Annotated in this window: 17 protein-coding genes; 6 read left to right on the forward strand and 11 right to left on the reverse strand. The window is 64.8% G+C overall.

Translation table 11 applies throughout. From position 1 onward, the window contains the following. Positions 1 to 82: 82 nt before the first annotated feature. The 3 genes from mftG to mftE all read right to left on the reverse strand — a co-directional run bounded on the left by mftG (position 83) and on the right by mftE (position 3,754). Positions 83 to 1,567: a mycofactocin system GMC family oxidoreductase MftG gene (gene mftG / locus RhoFasB10_RS00330; RefSeq protein ID WP_167674627.1), complete on the reverse strand. Its 1,485-nt coding sequence runs from the start codon at positions 1,565 to 1,567 to the stop codon at positions 83 to 85. After that, a complete protein-coding gene (gene mftF / locus RhoFasB10_RS00335) occupies positions 1,564 to 2,961 on the reverse strand; it encodes a mycofactocin biosynthesis glycosyltransferase MftF (RefSeq protein WP_068432393.1) in 1,398 nt (465 codons plus the stop codon). The genes mftG and mftF overlap by 4 nt, the downstream gene beginning before the upstream one ends. A 103-nt stretch (positions 2,962 to 3,064) precedes the next feature. Continuing rightward, on the reverse strand, positions 3,065 to 3,754 hold the full coding sequence (gene mftE, locus RhoFasB10_RS00340) for a mycofactocin biosynthesis peptidyl-dipeptidase MftE (protein WP_068432396.1): 690 nt from the start codon (positions 3,752 to 3,754) through the stop codon (positions 3,065 to 3,067). 88 nt (positions 3,755 to 3,842) lie between these two features. Between mftE and RhoFasB10_RS00345 the strand changes: the two genes are divergently transcribed. From RhoFasB10_RS00345 to RhoFasB10_RS00360, 4 genes are all read left to right on the forward strand, one after another. Further along, entirely contained in the window at positions 3,843 to 4,559 is a 717-nt protein-coding gene (locus RhoFasB10_RS00345; RefSeq protein ID WP_068432403.1) for a GntR family transcriptional regulator, read from the forward strand. Positions 4,560 to 4,701: 142 nt separating this feature from the next. Continuing rightward, positions 4,702 to 6,264, forward strand: a complete 1,563-nt coding sequence (locus RhoFasB10_RS00350) for an NCS1 family nucleobase:cation symporter-1 (RefSeq protein ID WP_114329771.1) — start codon at positions 4,702 to 4,704, stop codon at positions 6,262 to 6,264. Between the two features lie 9 nt (positions 6,265 to 6,273). Further along, on the forward strand, positions 6,274 to 6,969 hold the full coding sequence (locus tag RhoFasB10_RS00355) for an aspartate/glutamate racemase family protein (RefSeq protein WP_167674629.1): 696 nt from the start codon (positions 6,274 to 6,276) through the stop codon (positions 6,967 to 6,969). 6 nt (positions 6,970 to 6,975) lie between these two features. Further along, entirely contained in the window at positions 6,976 to 7,629 is a 654-nt protein-coding gene (locus tag RhoFasB10_RS00360; protein WP_302050748.1) for a nucleoside/nucleotide kinase family protein, read from the forward strand. Between the two features lie 18 nt (positions 7,630 to 7,647). Here the strand turns inward: RhoFasB10_RS00360 and mftD (RhoFasB10_RS00365) are convergent, their stop codons facing one another. The 5 genes from mftD (RhoFasB10_RS00365) to mftA are packed head-to-tail and all read right to left on the reverse strand — an operon-like array spanning position 7,648 to position 11,737. Further along, the gene (gene mftD / locus RhoFasB10_RS00365; RefSeq protein WP_068432481.1) at positions 7,648 to 8,823 is read right to left on the reverse strand and encodes a pre-mycofactocin synthase MftD; all 1,176 of its coding nucleotides are present in this window, start codon (positions 8,821 to 8,823) and stop codon (positions 7,648 to 7,650) included. After that, a complete protein-coding gene (gene mftD / locus RhoFasB10_RS00370) occupies positions 8,820 to 9,998 on the reverse strand; it encodes a pre-mycofactocin synthase MftD (RefSeq protein WP_068432414.1) in 1,179 nt (392 codons plus the stop codon). The genes mftD (RhoFasB10_RS00365) and mftD (RhoFasB10_RS00370) overlap by 4 nt, the downstream gene beginning before the upstream one ends. 13 nt (positions 9,999 to 10,011) lie before the next feature. Further along, on the reverse strand, positions 10,012 to 11,244 hold the full coding sequence (mftC, locus tag RhoFasB10_RS00375) for a mycofactocin radical SAM maturase (RefSeq protein ID WP_068432415.1): 1,233 nt from the start codon (positions 11,242 to 11,244) through the stop codon (positions 10,012 to 10,014). Positions 11,245 to 11,304: 60 nt separating this feature from the next. After that, positions 11,305 to 11,622: a mycofactocin biosynthesis chaperone MftB gene (mftB, locus tag RhoFasB10_RS00380; RefSeq protein ID WP_068432417.1), complete on the reverse strand. Its 318-nt coding sequence runs from the start codon at positions 11,620 to 11,622 to the stop codon at positions 11,305 to 11,307. A 1-nt stretch (position 11,623) separates the two neighbouring features. Then, the gene (gene mftA, locus RhoFasB10_RS00385) at positions 11,624 to 11,737 is read right to left on the reverse strand and encodes a mycofactocin precursor MftA (RefSeq protein ID WP_068432484.1); all 114 of its coding nucleotides are present in this window, start codon (positions 11,735 to 11,737) and stop codon (positions 11,624 to 11,626) included. A gap of 114 nt (positions 11,738 to 11,851) precedes the next feature. Between mftA and mftR the strand changes: the two genes are divergently transcribed. Both mftR and mftM read left to right on the forward strand, forming a co-directional pair. After that, positions 11,852 to 12,484, forward strand: a complete 633-nt coding sequence (gene mftR, locus RhoFasB10_RS00390) for a mycofactocin system transcriptional regulator (protein WP_068432418.1) — start codon at positions 11,852 to 11,854, stop codon at positions 12,482 to 12,484. A 121-nt stretch (positions 12,485 to 12,605) separates the two neighbouring features. Continuing rightward, a complete protein-coding gene (mftM, locus tag RhoFasB10_RS00395) occupies positions 12,606 to 13,430 on the forward strand; it encodes a mycofactocin oligosaccharide methyltransferase MftM (protein ID WP_068432421.1) in 825 nt (274 codons plus the stop codon). Here the strand turns inward: mftM and RhoFasB10_RS00400 are convergent. The 3 genes from RhoFasB10_RS00400 to RhoFasB10_RS00410 are packed head-to-tail and all read right to left on the reverse strand — an operon-like array spanning position 13,427 to position 16,635. Then, positions 13,427 to 14,077 carry a response regulator transcription factor gene (locus RhoFasB10_RS00400; protein ID WP_068432423.1) on the reverse strand — a complete coding sequence of 217 codons (651 nt, stop codon included), beginning with the start codon at positions 14,075 to 14,077 and terminating at the stop codon, positions 13,427 to 13,429. The genes mftM and RhoFasB10_RS00400 overlap by 4 nt on opposite strands. Positions 14,078 to 14,083: 6 nt before the next feature. Next, positions 14,084 to 15,421: a histidine kinase gene (locus tag RhoFasB10_RS00405; protein WP_068432431.1), complete on the reverse strand. Its 1,338-nt coding sequence runs from the start codon at positions 15,419 to 15,421 to the stop codon at positions 14,084 to 14,086. After that, positions 15,418 to 16,635, reverse strand: a complete 1,218-nt coding sequence (locus RhoFasB10_RS00410; protein ID WP_068432434.1) for an iron-containing alcohol dehydrogenase — start codon at positions 16,633 to 16,635, stop codon at positions 15,418 to 15,420. Before RhoFasB10_RS00410 ends, RhoFasB10_RS00405 begins: the two co-directional genes overlap by 4 nt. Between the last annotated feature and the right edge of the window lie 67 nt (positions 16,636 to 16,702).

The following is a 16,702-nucleotide window of genomic DNA, read 5'->3' on the forward strand; positions in this document are numbered from 1 at the left end:
AGGTACAGCCGCACACCCCCGAGGGAGGTGCGGCGCTACGGTCACTGCTGCCGACCGTAGCCGATAATCGACAGCCGCTCGTTCAGCCCAGGTCGTCGGCGATGTCGCGCGCTGCGCGTTCGGCCAGCATGATCACGGTCGCGTGCGGACCACGCGTGGGCACGACCGGGAACGACGACGTATCGACGACGTCGAGACCGTCGACACCTCGGACACGGCATCGGTCGTCCAGTACTGCCTCCGGTCCTCCCATCGCGCAACTTCCCGACAGGTGCAGAGCCGTGCCGAGTCGGCCGAGCAACCTGTCGCCGGCTACCTCGAGCTTCGTTGCGACAGCGGTCATCGGCGCCGTCGACAACAACGCGTCGACGACGTCGAGACCTGCGTGCAGCGCCGCACGGTCCGCCGCCGAGTCCAGATACCGATAGCGCACGAACGGCGAGTCCAGCGGATCGGCCGAGCGCAGCGTGATGTCCCCGCGACTGTCGGCCCGCATCAATCCGATTCCGATCATGGGATCCACCGGGCCGATGCCCGCGATCATGTATCCGAACGACGCTGTGTACGGCCGGATTTCGAGGTCGCCGACGTGCAGAACCACCTCGATCGGTGACGAGGGTCGAAAGGGTACCGAACTACGGTAGTAGACACCGATTTCGGGATGATCGGAAAAACCTCGACCCACTCGGGGATGGTCGAGAAGAACGTCGATTCCCCAGTGCCGCAACGACTCCGCTGGGCCGACTCCGGACAACATCAACAACTGCGGTGTGCGCACCGCACCCGCGCACAGGACGACGCGGCTCGCTCGCATGTCGGTTGTCACGCCGCGACGGAGGATACGAACTCCGCATGCTGCGTCGCCGTCGAACAGTATCTCCAGAACGGTCGATTCCGTGAGAACCTCGAGATTGGGACGACTCAGATGCGGAATCAGATAGGTCGCAGCAGCATTCATGCGCATTCCGCCAAAGACGTTGAGCGGGACCGGCCCTGTTCCTCCAACCGGGCTTGGATCGTTCTTGTCCGGGTCGGCCGGGAACCCGAGCGACTCGCTCGCGTCGACGAACGCGGCAGTGACGCCACTCCACGCCTTCGGCGCTGTTCTCGACACCGGGATGGGCCCGCTGCTGCCGTGGCGGTCACTCGCGTAATCGTGATCGGTCTCCGACGCCGTGAAGTACGGCAGTACGTTCTCGTACGACCATCTGGACGGCCAGTGCAGAAAGTCGTCCGGCCGGGCCCGGATGAAGTACGCGCCGTTCACGGCCCCCGATCCACCGAGCACTCGGCCGCGCGAGATCTCACGCTCGACGCCGGGAGCGAGCTCTGCCGGGTAGGACGACGTCCACGGACTTCCAGGTCCGACCGGCAGAACATGGGCGTCGGCGATGTCCGGTGGGTAGTCCTGGACGCGGGAGACGCCCTGCCCGGCCTCGACGACGACAACCCTGCAGTCCGGGTTCTCACTGAGCCGAGACGCCACCACCGAACCGGACGAGCCGCCACCGACGACGATCACATCCGCGTCGACGACGTCCGATCGGCCGACGGCGGGACCGCTCACGAATCCATACGAGGCGTCAACGCGCCGAAGCTCCGAGATTCGACGGCACCTCGCCAGAGTCCAGCACCGTACGCGACGTCGTCCATGCGCTTGAAGAACGCGTAACGGATCGGGTCGAGTCCGCCGAGCTCACGGTGCTTGTACCAATCGGCGACGGCTTCTGCCACCGCCAGCCCGAGCGCGATCTTGCGAATTCGACTGGACAGCAACACCGCCAGCAGAGTGATCGGCCAATAATGTCGGCACAGCGCCGATGCGAGTTGCCACAGGCCGGCGACGAAACCTTCGGTCGCGAGGATGGCCGCGATGCGAGTCGGCTGGTCGAGTCCGACGAACATCTTGCGCAAGCGTCCGATGGTGACGGCCAGCGTGGCGAGTGCACCGATCACCCCGATCTTGGTCAGGCTCGCCGCCAGCAGGCACGCGACGAGCGTCCACGGGGACATCGCGATCGGAGGCACCATGCCGGGATGACGGTCGGCGAGTGGGCTGGCACCGGTGCCGTAGAACAGCTTGCGTCCGAACCAGCGGCCGAACGTCACCCGGTGGTCGTGCGCCACGTTGGCGACGGGCTCGTACCGCAGGCGCCACCCGGCCTCCTGCAGTCGCCAGCACAGATCGACGTCCTCGGCGACGTGCATCGACTCGTCGAAGCCGTTGCATTCCTCGACGACGCGGCGGCGAATCAACATCGCTGCGCTCGGCACGTAGGAAACCGAGCTACCCGCCTGCACCGCTGCCTCCCGACGCCCCAGATCCAGGGACGACCGGGCGTGTTCGTACCGGGCGAGCGCGTTGCCCTCCGGTTCGAGTGCCACGATGCGCGGCGCGACCAGAGCGACCGCCGGATCGGAGAAGTGCCCGAGCATCACCTCGAGCCAGCCCTTGCGCGGAACGACGTCGGAATCGAGGAACGCGACGAAATCGGTTGTGGCGCTGCGTAACCCCGTGTTGCGCGCCGCTGCCGGCCCGCGTGAGGTCTCGTGCCGCAGAACCGTGACCCCGCCGACGCTCCACTCCATCGCGGGAGGCTTCACCGGCACGTCCGATCCGTCGTCGACGACGATGACGTTCAGGCCGTGCAGCGCAGGCAGCAATCGTCCGAGGCCGGCTGCGTTGTTCTTCAGCGGCACCACGACGGTGACATCGCGGGGCGACGGGATCGACATCGGCCGCGGATTCGCCACGCCCGAATCGAGCAGCTTCCGCGCGACGAGAGCGGACTGTGAATCGGTGACCTCGAGGAAACCGTCGCCGATCATCGCGGCGGCCGTGGGCGCCAACTTCAGCATGCGTGTGGGGGATCCCCCGATCAGAACGCGACCGTCCGAGTATGTACGTACGCGCGGATCGACGCGCACCCCGAAACCATCAGGCAACCGACCTTGACCCATTTGGTGATCGTAAGCGGACACGGGACGAAAGTGTCATCCACGGCCCGAAAAAGTCACTAACATACCGTGCGCCTGTTTTCGTCCTGGGCTTTCGGCCGTTTCACTACACCAACATCCCCGTAGCCGACGGCATCCAGCGCGCCGTCGCCGCCGTCGCACGACGAACCATGTCGTCCAGGATGGACGCCCCCTCCTCCGCCGTGGCGCGACGCGGATCGCCGAGCACACCGTTCTCCGACACCGCGCGCGTTCCGCCCTCCCGTAGCCGCGGAAGCAGGTCGGGGAGGGCTTCGACGTTTCCGACCTCGACGCGTTCCATGTCGACGACCTCGGGTGAAAGATGCAGCAGCAGCGAGGTTTCGGTGTGTCCGGCATGGGCGTCGGCGCCGGGGACGGCACACGGCACCCAGGCGACGTCGCGTCCCTCGTACCGCAGCAGAGTGGTGGCGTCGACCAAGGTGGGGACGTTGCCACCGTGTCCGTTGACGAACAGCACGCGGGGCGCCCACCGACACGCCGACCTCCCGTACTCGACGAGCAGAGTCCGCAGCGCGTCGGCGCCGATCGACACCGTGCCCGGGAAACCCTCGTGCTCGCCGCTGGCGCCGTAGCCGATGGCGGGTGCCAGGGACGCGTCGGGCAACCGGGAGGCGACGGCGACGGCGATGCGCGTGTCGGTGTCCAGCGGCAGGTGCGGCCCGTGCTGTTCGAACGCCCCCACCGGAACGACGACCGTCGACACGCCACCGACGTGCTGCCACCCCACGTCGGCCAGTGGTGTCGGGTGCGTCATTCGCCCGATGCTAGTGCAGCGCACTTTTCACATGAACGAAACATCGACCGGTTAGCGTTCTCACCCGAGGATCTTCGAAGGGAGCGACGTGCCACCTCGTCGAAGATCCGTGCTTCTCGATCGATTGAACATCTCTGCCCCCGGAAGCCGGCAACACGCAATTCTCGACGAGCTGCGACGCGTCATTCTTTCCGGCGACGCACCGCCCACGACCCCGATTCCATTGAACGACGTCGCGGATATGTTCGGCGTCAGTCCCATTCCTGTTCGGGAGTCGCTCAAAACACTGATCGGTGAAGGATTGGTGGATCACCGGCCCAATCTCGGATACACCGTCGCGCAATTGACGTCCGCGGAATTATGCGAAATGTACATCGTGCGGGAAGTCCTGGAAAGCGCCGCGCTCGCGACTGCTGTCGAGTTGGCCACCGACGACGACCGTGAGCGCGCGATCATCGCGAACAAGGTTCTGGAACAGGCGATCACAGCTGACGACCCACGCGAGTACCACCGTCGGAGTCGTGAATTCCACATGGCGCTGACGCGGCCGTCACGCATGAAAAGACTTCTCCACATGCTCGAAGCGGCCTGGAACATCACCGAGCCTGTTCAGCCGATGGTGCACGTCGCCGGTTCGGATCGCGTGACACTGCATTCCGATCATCGACAGATGCTCGATGCATTTCTCGGCCGCGACGCAGCTGCTCTGTCGACTATCGCGCAATATCATCACGGACGTTTGAACACGGTCATTTCTTCCATTCCCGCGGACACCGGTCTGCTCGCAGATCCCACCACGGATTGAGCGGCCCGAAAGATATATTCCTGCCGTCACGCGGACGCAACACGTGCTCGCTACCTTTTGTCGCAGGTTCGCTCCATCGTCGTGGTCGAGCCTTCGCCATGCATTTCGTCCGCATGGAGCCCATCGCCCATCAGGAGCATCGATGACAAATTCAGTGCACGGACCAGGCACTTCGCCGGTAGGTGACGTGGTCGAAGCAGCGGGCCACCCGGTCGGCGGAGGCCTGATCAAGGACTCGTACGACCCACGGCTGACCAACGAGGATCTCGCCCCGCTGAAGAAGCAGTCGTGGACCTCGTACAACCTGTTCGCGTTCTGGATGTCCGACGTGCATTCGGTCGGCGGATACGTCACGGCGGGAAGCTTGTTCGCTCTCGGACTGGCGAGCTGGCAGGTCCTCGTCGCGCTCCTCGTCGGCATCACGATCGTCTACTTCTTCTGCAATCTCGTCGCCAAGCCCAGCCAGGCTGCGGGCGTTCCCTACCCGGTCATCTGCCGCGTGTCGTTCGGCGTACTCGGCGCCAACATCCCAGCCATCATCCGTGGCCTCATCGCCGTCGCGTGGTACGGCATCCAGACGTTCCTCGCGTCGGCTGCTCTCGACATCGTGCTCATCAAACTGTTCCCGGGGCTGGCGCCGTACGCCGTGACCGCCGATTACGGATTCGCCGGTCTTTCCGCGCTCGGGTGGGCCAGTTTCCTGTTCCTGTGGGTGCTGCAGGCCGCGGTGTTCTGGCGCGGCATGGAGTCGATTCGCAGGTTCATCGACTTCTGCGGTCCGGCCGTCTACGTCGTCATGTTCCTACTGTGCGGATACCTGATCTGGAAAGCCGGTTGGGGCGCAATCGATCTGAACCTCGGCGAGGTCGAGTACACGGGCTTCAGCTCGGTTCCGGTCATGCTCGGGGCGATCGCCCTCGTCGTGTCGTACTTCTCCGGCCCGATGCTCAACTTCGGTGACTTCTCCCGCTACGGGAAGTCCTACGGTGCGGTGAAGAAAGGCAACTTCCTCGGACTTCCCCTCAACTTCCTCGTGTTCTCGATTCTGGTCGTCGTCACGGCGTCGCTGACGCTTCCGGTCTTCGGTGAGCTCATCACCGATCCGGTCGAGACCGTGGCCCGGATCGACAGCACGTTCGCCATCGTGCTCGGCGCGCTGACGTTCACGATCGCCACCATCGGTATCAACATCGTCGCCAACTTCATCTCACCCGCGTTCGACTTCTCGAACGTCAGCCCGCAACGCATCAGCTGGCGTGCAGGCGGCATGATCGCCGCCGTCGGCTCGGTCCTCATCACGCCGTGGAACCTGTACAACAATCCGGAGGTCATTCACCTGACACTCGAAACGCTCGGTGCGTTCATCGGCCCACTGTTCGGCGTTCTCATCGCCGACTACTACCTGGTCCGCAAGCAGAAGGTCGTCGTCGATGATCTGTTCACGATGTCACCGGCCGGAAAGTACTGGTACTCCAAGGGATACAACCCGGCTGCGGTGTACGCCACCGTCGTCGGCGCCCTGGCCGCGATGTTCCCCGTGTTGTTCAACGGCGCGATCGACGGCATGGAGATCGCTGGCATGGCCACCGCGTCGAAGTACAGCTGGTTCATCGGATGCGGCATCGGATTCGGCCTGTACTTCCTGCTCGCCACCAAGACGAAGCTCGCAGTGACGAACCACCTCGACGACACAGCGAAGGTCTAGGAATTTCCAGTGCTGATCAAGGTCGTCAACCCGAACACCACATGGTCGATGACCGCGTTGATCGGTCAGTGTGCCCGGGCCGTCTCGAGCCCGGGCACAGTGATCGACGCGGTCAGTCCGACGATGGGGCCTGCGTCCATCGAGTCTCACATCGACGAAGCCCTCTGTGTGCCCGGCATTCTCGAACAGATTGCTCTCGGCGAAGAACAGGGTGCCGACGGCTACGTCATCGCCTGCTTCGGAGACCCGGGTCTCGACGCGGCACGTGAAGCCACGTCCGGTCCGGTCGTCGGAATCGCCGAGGCCGCCATGCACGCGGCAACTTTCCTCGGCCGCGGTTTTTCTGTCGTCACCACAGTGGGGCGGACGACCGGACGAGCATGGGATCTCGCGGACCGCTACGGCTTCGCGCGGCAGTGCCGGGGCGTTCACGCCTGCGAGATTCCGGTTCTCGAGCTCGAAACCGATCCCGACGCTCGCACGATCATCACCGAAGCCTGCCGGCGCGCGGCCTCGCAGGACGGCAGCGACACCATCGTCCTGGGCTGCGCAGGCATGGCCGATCTGCGCGCACACATCGAGAGGGAAATCGGTAGGCCCGTCGTCGACGGCGTGGCCGCAGCGACGACGACGGTGCAATCGCTCGTCACGATGGGACTGCGCACCGGGAGTGCGGCTCCGTCGCACGTGCGCGAAAATACATAGCCCGCTATACATTTCCGCGCACATGCGCGAAGCGCCTATCGTCGAAGAATGAACGAGTTGATCTCACGGGCGCGCAGTCTCGCCGAACGACCCGGCCGGACGGTCCTGGGGATCACCGGGCCACCCGGTGCAGGCAAATCGACGGTCGCAGACGCTATCGTCGACCAGCTCGGGCGCGATCTCGCAGTGGTCGTTCCGATGGACGGATTCCATCTGGCGCAATCGGAACTTCTACGGCTGGGCCGCTCGGCTCGCAAGGGCGCTGCCGACACGTTCGACGACGCCGGCTATGCCCATCTGCTCGAACGTCTCGCCGATCAGACGACGGGAGTGATCTACGCACCGCACTTCGACCGAACTCTGGAAGAACCCGTCGCGGGCAGCATCGCGGTCACGGCCGACGTTCCGCTCGTCGTCACCGAGGGCAACTACCTACTGCTCGACGACGGAAGCTGGCCGCGGGCTCGCGCCGCCATGACCGAGGTCTGGTATATCGATCTCGACGACGACGAGCGGCGTCGACGACTCGTGCAGCGGCACACCATGTTCGGGAAAAGCGAGGACGACGCTCACGCGTGGGTGCACGGGAGCGACGAGGCCAATGCACGCCTCGTCGCGTCCACGGCGTCTCGCGCAGACCGGCGGTTCCGCCACCCGTGAGCAGAAATGTACAGCCCTCTATGTATTCGCGCGCACGGGCGGCGAAGCCGCCATCACGACATCCGATCGCGTGAGCTCGTGCACCGACGACCGCCCCAGCCCGAGCACCGCGGAATCGAGCCCCCCTCGCAAGATGTCGAGAACGTTCTCCACTCCCGCCTGACCGTTCGCCGCCAGACCCCACAGATACGCACGACCGATCAACACCGCACGGGCACCGAGAGCGAGCGCCTTCGCCACATCGCTTCCGCGACGAACCCCGCCGTCCAAGGTGATCTCGACCTGATCGCCGACGGCGTCGACGATGGCAGGCAACAGTCGTATCGATGCCGGGGTGCCGTCCAGGTTGTTCCCGCCGTGATTGGACACCGACAGGGCGTCGCATCCGATATTCACTGCGCGGTGGGCATCGTCGACGCGCGAGATGCCCTTCAGCATGAACGGCCCACCCCAGAGCTCGCGTAGCCAGGCCAGGTCTTCCCAGCTCGGGAGCGGCGTGGCCATCCAGTCGCGGTACGCGCCGAAGAACGTCGGCGCCGAACCGTCGCACCCCGCGATGTTCGGTGCAGTCAGGTCCGGAATGCCACCCGATTTCACGAACTGCCACAACCACTTCGGACGCGACAGCCCCTCCGGCGCGAAACGGATCATCGTCCGCGCGTCGACCTTCTCCGGTATCGACGGTGAACCCCAGTCGCGCCCCTCGGAGAACGACCAGTCCATCGTCAGGATCAAGCCCACCGCTCCCGCACGACGGGCACGTTCGACGAGACGCCCCATGACGTCTCGGGATCCGACCCAGTGCAGCTGGAAGAACGTCTGCGGGTTCGCCTCGACGACTTCTTCCATGGGCTTGCTCGCGAACAGCGACAGACCCATCGAAACTCCGCGCGACGCAGCGGCCCGCGCGACGGCGACCTCACCGTCCGGGTGCACGGCCTGCACACCCGTCGGCGAGATCATGACGGGAAACGAAAGCGGTTGTCCCATCAGGGTTGTCGACAACTCACGCGTATCGGACAACCCGGCGACGCGAGGGGCGAAGCCGAGTTCGTCGAACGCTGCCGTGTTGTCCCCTAGCGTGATTCCACGCTCCGAGCCTGCCCTCAGCGCCGCGTAGACGGACTTCGGCAGGCGCTTCTCGGCCCGCCGCTGCGCCTCCGCCACGGTCTCGAACCACACGCTGTTGCTCAGACTCCGAGCCTCCGATCGAAACCGAGCGGCATCACGACATCGGACGGCGACAGATCGTGCACCGACGAGTGACCGAGACCGAGAACAGCGGAATCGACGCCACCACGCAGGATATCGAGCACGTTCTCGACACCCGCCTGCCCGTTCGCGGACAGACCCCACAGGTAGGCGCGTCCGATCAGGACGGCACGAGCGCCGAGTGCGAGTGCCTTCACCACATCGCTGCCACGTCGGACACCGCCGTCGAGCGTGATCTCGATCTGATCGCCGACGGCCTCGGCGATGGCAGGCAGAGCTCGAATCGGCGCCGGGGTGCCGTCGAGGTTGTTACCGCCGTGGTTGGACACCGAGATGGCGGTGCAGCCGGCGTCGACGGCCTTCTTCGCGTCGTCGACACGCATGACGCCCTTGAGCATGAACGGTCCGCCCCACTGCTCGCGCAGCCAGGCGACGTCCTCCCAGGTCGGGAGCGGGGTACCCATCCATTCGCCGTATGCACCGAAGAACGTGGGCGCGACGCCGCCCTCCGGCGGAGTCAGGTTGGGGGTCGTGAGATCCGGAATCTTGCCCGTCTTGGCGAACTCCCACAACCACTTCGGGCGCGTGATGCCCTCGGGCGCGAACTGGACCATCGCTTTCAGATCCATCTTCTCCGGGATCGACGGTGAGCCCCAGTCGCGGCCGTTGGAGAACGACCAGTCGAGCGTCATGATCAACCCGACCGCGCCCGCCGCACGTGCACGCTCCATCCGTTGCAGCAGCACCTCCCGCGAGCCCACCCAGTACATCTGGAAGAACGTCTGAGGGTTGGCTGCGGCGACTTCCTCGACGGATTTGCTCGCGAACGATGACAGGCCGATCGGAATTCCGCGTGCAGCCGCGGCCCTGGCGACAGCGACCTCCCCGTCCGGGTGCACGGCCTGCACACCCGTCGGCGAAATCATGACCGGGAACGAGAGTGGTTGTCCCATGACCGTTGTCGCGAGATCACGCTTGTCGGACAGGCCCGCGACATGCGGCGCGAATCCGAGCTCGCCGAACGCGGCGGTGTTGTCGTCGACGGTGATGCCACGTTCCGAGCCCGCCACCAGAGCGGAATACACGGACTTGGGCAGACGCTTCTTGGCGCGCCGCTGCGCTTCGGCAACGGTCTCGAACCACGCACTCTTGGCCATAGCTGATTGCTTCCTATTCCATTCCTGCGAGCGGGTTTTCGTCGCAGATCTTGGCCGGCGGCCGCATCATCAACGTGAGCGGCACCGACTTGCGGGGTGTCTTTCGGTTTCCGGAACGGGAATGGTCGACGCTCGACTTGGGGATCTCCCCCGCCGCAGCCAACGCCAATTCGCCGTTGCCGATCACGCATTCGGGATCCGGACCGTCCATGGGCAGGCCGGTGAAGAACTTCGCTGCCATGCAGCCGCCGCGGCACGCGTCGAAATGCGAGCACTTGGTGCACGCGCCCGAGGTCTGCGGCGACCGCAATTCCTGGAACAATTCCGATGTCTGCCAGACGGATTGGAATCCGCCCATACCGTCTTTCGCGTCGCGGACGATGTTGCCGGCAAGGAACTGCTCGTGGATGGCGAACGGGCAGGCGTAGACATCACCGATCGGGTCGATCAGGCAGACCACGCGCCCCGCACCGCACAGATTGAGACCGGGAAGGGCGTCACCGAACGCGGACAGGTGGAAGAACGAATCGCCGGTCAGCACGCCCTCGCCGTTGGCGACGAGCCAGTTGTAGAGCTCGCGCTGCTGAGCGGACGTGGGGTGCAGGTCGTCCCACACATCGGCGCCGCGCCCCGAGGGACGCAGGCGCGTGATGCGCAGCGTCGCACCGTACTTGTCGGCGAGAGCTTTGAACTCGTCGAGCTGGCTGACGTTGTGACGGGTGACGACGACGGAAATCTTCGCGTCCTTGAAGCCTGCTTCACGCAGGTTTTCCAGTGCGCGGCAGGCCATGTCGAACGAACCGGGACCGCGAACGGCGTCGTTGACCTCGGCAGTCGCACCGTCGATGGAGATCTGCACATCGACGTAGTCGGACGCCGCGAGACGTGCGGCGACCTCCTTGTTGATCTTCACGCCGTTGGTGGAGAACTTGACTCCCACCTGGTGCGCGGTGGCGTAGTCGACCAGCTCCCAGAAGTCCGAACGCACGGTCGGCTCGCCGCCACCGATGTTGACGTAGAACACCTGCATCTTCTGCAGTTCGTCGATGATCGACTTGCACTGCTCGGTGCTGAGCTCACGCGGATCGCGGCGACCCGACGAGGACAGGCAGTGCACGCACGACAGATTGCAGGCGTACGTCAATTCCCAGGTCAGGCAAATGGGGGCGTCGAGGCCGAGTTCGAACTGATCGACCAGGCGACCGACGGCGGGCGGCTGAGACGGCCGCTCCAACATGGAGGTCATTGTGCTGTCCTCTTCGAAGTTGAGGGGTTACTGCGGAAGGGCTGTTTCCCGTAGCAGGCTCTATCGGGGGTCGTTGGGGGCGGAGTCTCCAACTGTTGCGATCATGTGAGAATCCGCCAGCGTCGTAAGCGCTTTCACGTAGGGCGCGCGGCCTGACTCGGGGATCCCGGCGGCTTCGATCGCGCTGCGCATGTTCGGGTGCTGCGGGAAGGACTCGATGATCGCTACGATCGTGCGATTCTTGAGGAAGGAGAGCTTACGTGTCCCGAAGTGGTAGAGCAGCGCCCCGAAAGATTCGGGACGCAGCGCCACCTGCGGGTGAAGAGCCCACCGAGCATCGAGGTCCACGGCTTGGAGTGCCTTCACGGGTGCCGACATGTCAGTACACGCCGCACATTCCGTCGATGGAAACCTCTTCCACCAGCGACTCTTCGACGAGATCGGACTCGATCACGCCGGTGCTGACGACATCGGTTTTCGGGTTCTGGGACATCGGTACCTCCATCGGAGAGAATCATCGGGTGGGTCACAGTCGGCAGTGACAGTGACTTGGTTCACCACCATAATGGCATCGAGTGCACAAAGACAGTGATACGGGAGAAAAAGAGTGGGCAGACAGGCGAAACCGTCCAGCCGGGTAGGCCGTCGCCCATCCACGACGCGAGGGCAGATCAGCGACATCGGCATCTCGCTCTTCACCACACGAGGTTTCGACGAGACCAGCGTCGACGAGATCGCCGACGCCGCGGGCATCGCGCGTCGTACGTTCTTTCGGTATTTCCCTTCCAAGAACGCGGTTCCGTGGGGCGATTTCGACGAACAACTCACCGCGCTGCGCACTCTGCTCGCCCAGCTGCCGTCGGACATCTCCCTCGCCGACGGCATCCGTTCGGCCCTGTTGCAGTTCAACACCTTTCCCGACGACGAGAAACCCGTACACAGGCAGCGCATGGCTCTGATCCTGCGCAATCCGGCATTACAGGGCTATTCGATGCTGATGTACGAGGATTGGCGCGGAGTCATCGCCGAATACGTAGCCGCACGGACGGATTCGTCCCCGGAGAATCATTTCCCGCGAACCGTTGGCTGGATGGTGCTCGGTGTGGCAATGTCTGCGTACGAGCAGTGGCTCACCGACGAACAACTCGACCTCGCCGATCTCCTGTCCGACGGCATGACCGCCCTCTGTTCGGGGCTCGGCCCTCTGGCGGAGGGCGGGACCGCAGGAACGACCCAGTGAGAGGCCGGAGTGGAGCCCGCAGGAACGACCCAGTGAGAGGCCGGAGTGGAGCCCGCAGGAACGACCCAGTGAGAGGCCGGAGTGGAGCCCGCAGGAACGACCCAGTGAGAAAAGAACAGATATGACCGAACTCGACGCACTCGCCCCAGGAACACCGCGGATGTGGACCCACGAGAACACGACGGTGCAGTGGTCGGAATCGATTCCCGTCGGAGCTCTCGAACTTCGAAACACGGCGAACGAGGTCGTCGTCCGCCACGGCCTGACGTCGGCGCACATCGGCGAGCGGCTGGTCTCCCGGATCACCGACTTCGGTCTGTCGCAACGCGAATTCGAGCTCGTGATGGTGGGGCTGGTGCGATCGACCGTCGACGACCCCGTTGGGGCGTGGGCCACGTACTACCGCAATTCGCTCGACGAACTACTGTCGGGCACCGCCGACTTCGCGCCCGTGCACCGACGCGCCGAAGCACTGGTGACGGGGTCGGTTCTCGACCTCGGATCGTGCTTCGGATTCTTCCCGCTACGGCTCGCGCTGCAGGGCCGGCATGTCACGGCAACGGATCTGTCCGCAGGAACCATGCGGTTGCTCGCCACGGTGGCACCCCACCTGGGCGCCACACTCGACGTCATCACGTGCGACGCTGCCGGGATCCCGGTGCCCGACAAGAGTTCCGACACCGTGACAGCATTGCATCTGCTCGAGCACGTCGACGACGGCACGGGTGCGCGCATTCTGGGCGAGGCCATTCGTATCGCGCGTGAGCGCGTGATCGTCGCGGTTCCGTTCGAGGAAGAAGCGACGGCCTGTCACGGCCATATCCGAACGTTCGACGTCGACGCACTGCGCTTCATCGGCGAGCAGAGCGGCCTTCCGTTCGACGTCGACGAATTTCACGGCGGCTGGTTGGTTCTCGACACCAGCCGCGTCGGAGTCGGCGTCTAGATCAATCCCTGTTTGCTCGCGGCGTAGACCGCTTCGGCCCGGCGACTGACACCGAGCTTGCGCATGATGTTGCTGACGTGAAATTTCACGGTCGTCGCCGAGATGAAGAGCGTCGTCCCGATCTTGTTGTTGGACAGTCCTGTTGCCAACAGACGCAGCACTTCGAGTTCGCGATCGGTCAACCGTTCGGCGGCTGCGCCCTGACCGTTGAGCGATCGAACGACCGCTGAGGCGCTGCGCGAGTCGAATGCACTCTCGCCACGCGATACCGCACGCACCGCGCGAATCAGCTCGGTCGTGTCGACGTCCTTGACGACGTACCCGCGGGCTCCGGCGTGGACTGCCTCGACAACGAGGCGGTCGTCGAGAAATGTCGTCAGTACCAGTAACCCGATCCCGGGATGAGCGCTCGACAGTTGCGCGCACAGCGCGAGTCCCTCGTAGTCGGAACTGGCGGACAGCTTGAGGTCCATGAGAACGATGTCGGGCTTCACCCGCTCGACGACGGCGAGCCCCTCGCCACGCGACGACGCCTCACCGACGACCGTCAGATCGGTCTCGCGCTCGAGGACGGATTTCAGCCCGTCCCGAAGGATCGCGTGGTCGTCGACCAGCACGATGCGAATTACAGCGGTTGTCACGGTCATGACTGCTCACTCTCCTTCGGACGGGATGCGCACCGATATGCGCACTCCCCCGATGCGTGCCTTGCGGATCTCGAACGAGCCGCCGTGTTCTCGCGCCCGCGCAGCCATGTTGGCGAGCCCGCGATGACGACCGTCGACGTCGCCCGTCTCGGCCATCCGCCACATGAGGCGAAGGTACGACGGGTCGCCTGCACCGTCGTCGGCGATGGAGAGCTGCACATGTCGTTCGCGGTACGCGAGGCGCAGTATCGCGCGGCTGGCCTTGGCGTGAACTGCGGTGTTGAACAATGCTTCTCCGGCGATGCGCAGCAGATCGTGCTCGCATGCGCTGCTCAGTTCCACGGGCGTTCCTTCGACGCGGAGCGAGACCTTCAGCTCGTCCGGCATGTGCACTATCGACAGCTGCTCGAGCATTTCCGGCAGCGACGTTCGATCCGCGTCCTGTGCGTGATTCAGCGCGTAGATGGCCGACCGCAACTGTTCGACGGCTCGGCGCGTCAGTTCTTTTGCAACGTCGAGACGCTCCAAACGTTCGTCGGCCGGAATATCGTTGCGGCACAAGTCGATCTGCATCCCAGCCGACAACACGGCCTGCGTGACGCTGTCGTGCAGTTCGCGCGCGATGCGATGCCTCTCCTCGTCGAGCACCTGATGTCGATGCGCGGCACCGAGTTGTCGTTGCGTCGCTTCGAGTTCCGCGTTGCGGACAGCGAGGTCCGCCGCAGTCCGATGTGCCTCCGCGTATGCGTTCTCGGTGCGCTCGAGCAGAATGCGTCTGCTCTGATACAGCGCGGAGTTCTGCAGCGCGACGGCCGTCTGGCTCGCCAGAATGCTGAGGACCGCCGAGTCGGTCGCGTCGAGAACCCGATGCTTCGGCGTCCACGCCGCGAACGCCCCGACGACACCTCCGTCGAGTGCGATGGGCACGAATGCGTGGTGAGCGGCGATGACGGGACTTCGGCCGTCGCCGATCGTGGCGAGCCGAATCGCGTCGAGGCATTCGACGACATCGCCCGGCAACGGCGGACCTTCGACGTTGTCGACCAGGAACGGCGTCGCGTCCGGACCGAGCACGAGTCTGCGTGGTCCGGCGTCCGGTAGGGCGCCGTCGGCGAGCGCGAAGACCACCCACTGAGCGCTCAGATGTGCACGAGCCGCCTCGGCGACGGCACAGATCAACGTCTCGGGGCCGTCGACCGTCCGCACGAGAGCACGCGAGATCAACTCCAACGCATGGACGACGCGCTCGAGGCGCTCGGCCGCGCCACGATACTGGGGATAGAACGTGGCCTTTCCCGACCGCAGACCGGTCAGGAGGGACAGATCCGGTTGCGACGCCGTCACAGCGCGGTCCTGAACAGATCGACCATCTCTCGATGGGTCGCAGACCGCGGATTGGTCGACATGCATGCGTCGCGCAGCGCGTTGGTGGCGAGCACGTCGATGTCGGCGTCGCTGACGCCGATGTCCTTCAGTCCCTGGGGAACTCCGACCTGTCGAGCCAGTCGTTCGACCCGTTCCGCGACGGCAAGTGCAGCCTCCTCCGCGGATCCACGCGCCTCGGCGAGGCCCAGACTCGTCGCGACCGCGACGTAGGGCATCGGGTCGTGCGCAGCGTTGAATCGGATGACGTGTGGCAGCAGCACACCGTTGATGACGCCGTGTGGCAGGTCCAGCAGCCCACCGACCTGATGGCTCATCGCATGCGTCGCACCGAGGATCGCGTTCGTGAACGCAAGGCCTGCTTCCAGAGCGGCCTGCGCCATCGACGTGCGCGCACCGAGGTCGGACGGGTCGGTCATCGTGTGCGCCAGGTGCGACGTCACCATCGTCACCGCACGCAGCGCATGGTGGTCGGTGAGTTGATTGTGCCCCAGCGACACGAACGCTTCGATTCCGTGCGTCAACGCGTCGAGACCCGTTGCGGCGTTGAGCCATTCGGGCATCGTCGTCAACAGTCTCGGATCGATGACGGTGATGTCGGGAACCAGCGCACGCCCGAGGATGGTGATCTTCGTCGATCGTGTGGTGTCGGTGACGATACAGAACTGCGAGACGTCCGCACCTGTTCCCGACGTCGTCGGCACCATGACGAGCGGGGGAATCGGTCGCGTCGCCTGGTCGACCCCCTCGAAATCGAGGATCGACCCACCGTTTCCGGCCAGGATCGCAATTCCTTTGGCTGCATCCATGACCGAGCCGCCGCCGATCGCGACGAGTACGTCGCATCCGGATTCCTGGTAGACGACGTGGCCGGCTTCGATCTCGACGTCCTTGGGATTGGGCGTCAGGTCGCTCCAGACCGTCGGCGCCAACCCTTCCTCGATCAGCAGCGAGGTCAGGTGCGCGACCCACCCCGCTTCGATGAGACCGCCGTCGGACACCACCAATGGGCGGCGGGCCCCGAGTCGCAGCGCGGCGTGCGCGACCTCGCCGAGCGAGTTCTGACCGAAGACGATCTCGGGCGCGTGGAACTTCAGTACGCGCGGCGCCTCGATCGCGTTTCGATGCGAATGCAGATCGGCTAGCGCCCGACCCGTCGCGGCCGTCTCGATCATGTGCCTACTCGCCTCTGCTGTGCCTGCCGCTCGTGGTGCCGCGATCCGTGTGATTCACGTTACAACC

The organism is Rhodococcus sp. B10, from assembly GCF_011770055.1.
GTDB classification, from domain to species: domain Bacteria; phylum Actinomycetota; class Actinomycetes; order Mycobacteriales; family Mycobacteriaceae; genus Rhodococcoides; species Rhodococcoides kyotonensis_B.

Excerpts from the sequence above, each read along its gene's own strand:
- mftE (WP_068432396.1), bottom strand. The coding sequence starts at position 3,754 with ATGACGCACCCGACACCACTGGCCGACGTGGGGTGGCAGCACGTCGGT.
- mftC (WP_068432415.1), bottom strand. The coding sequence starts at position 11,244 with ATGACCTCCATGTTGGAGCGGCCGTCTCAGCCGCCCGCCGTCGGTCGC.
- mftF (WP_068432393.1), bottom strand. The coding sequence starts at position 2,961 with ATGGGTCAAGGTCGGTTGCCTGATGGTTTCGGGGTGCGCGTCGATCCG.
- mftM (WP_068432421.1), top strand. The coding sequence starts at position 12,606 with ATGACCGAACTCGACGCACTCGCCCCAGGAACACCGCGGATGTGGACC.
- RhoFasB10_RS00350 (WP_114329771.1), top strand. The coding sequence starts at position 4,702 with ATGACAAATTCAGTGCACGGACCAGGCACTTCGCCGGTAGGTGACGTG.
- mftD (WP_068432414.1), bottom strand. The coding sequence starts at position 9,998 with ATGGCCAAGAGTGCGTGGTTCGAGACCGTTGCCGAAGCGCAGCGGCGC.
- mftB (WP_068432417.1), bottom strand. The coding sequence starts at position 11,622 with ATGTCGGCACCCGTGAAGGCACTCCAAGCCGTGGACCTCGATGCTCGG.
- RhoFasB10_RS00400 (WP_068432423.1), bottom strand. The coding sequence starts at position 14,077 with ATGACCGTGACAACCGCTGTAATTCGCATCGTGCTGGTCGACGACCAC.
- mftA (WP_068432484.1), bottom strand. The coding sequence starts at position 11,737 with ATGTCCCAGAACCCGAAAACCGATGTCGTCAGCACCGGCGTGATCGAG.
- RhoFasB10_RS00410 (WP_068432434.1), bottom strand. The coding sequence starts at position 16,635 with ATGATCGAGACGGCCGCGACGGGTCGGGCGCTAGCCGATCTGCATTCG.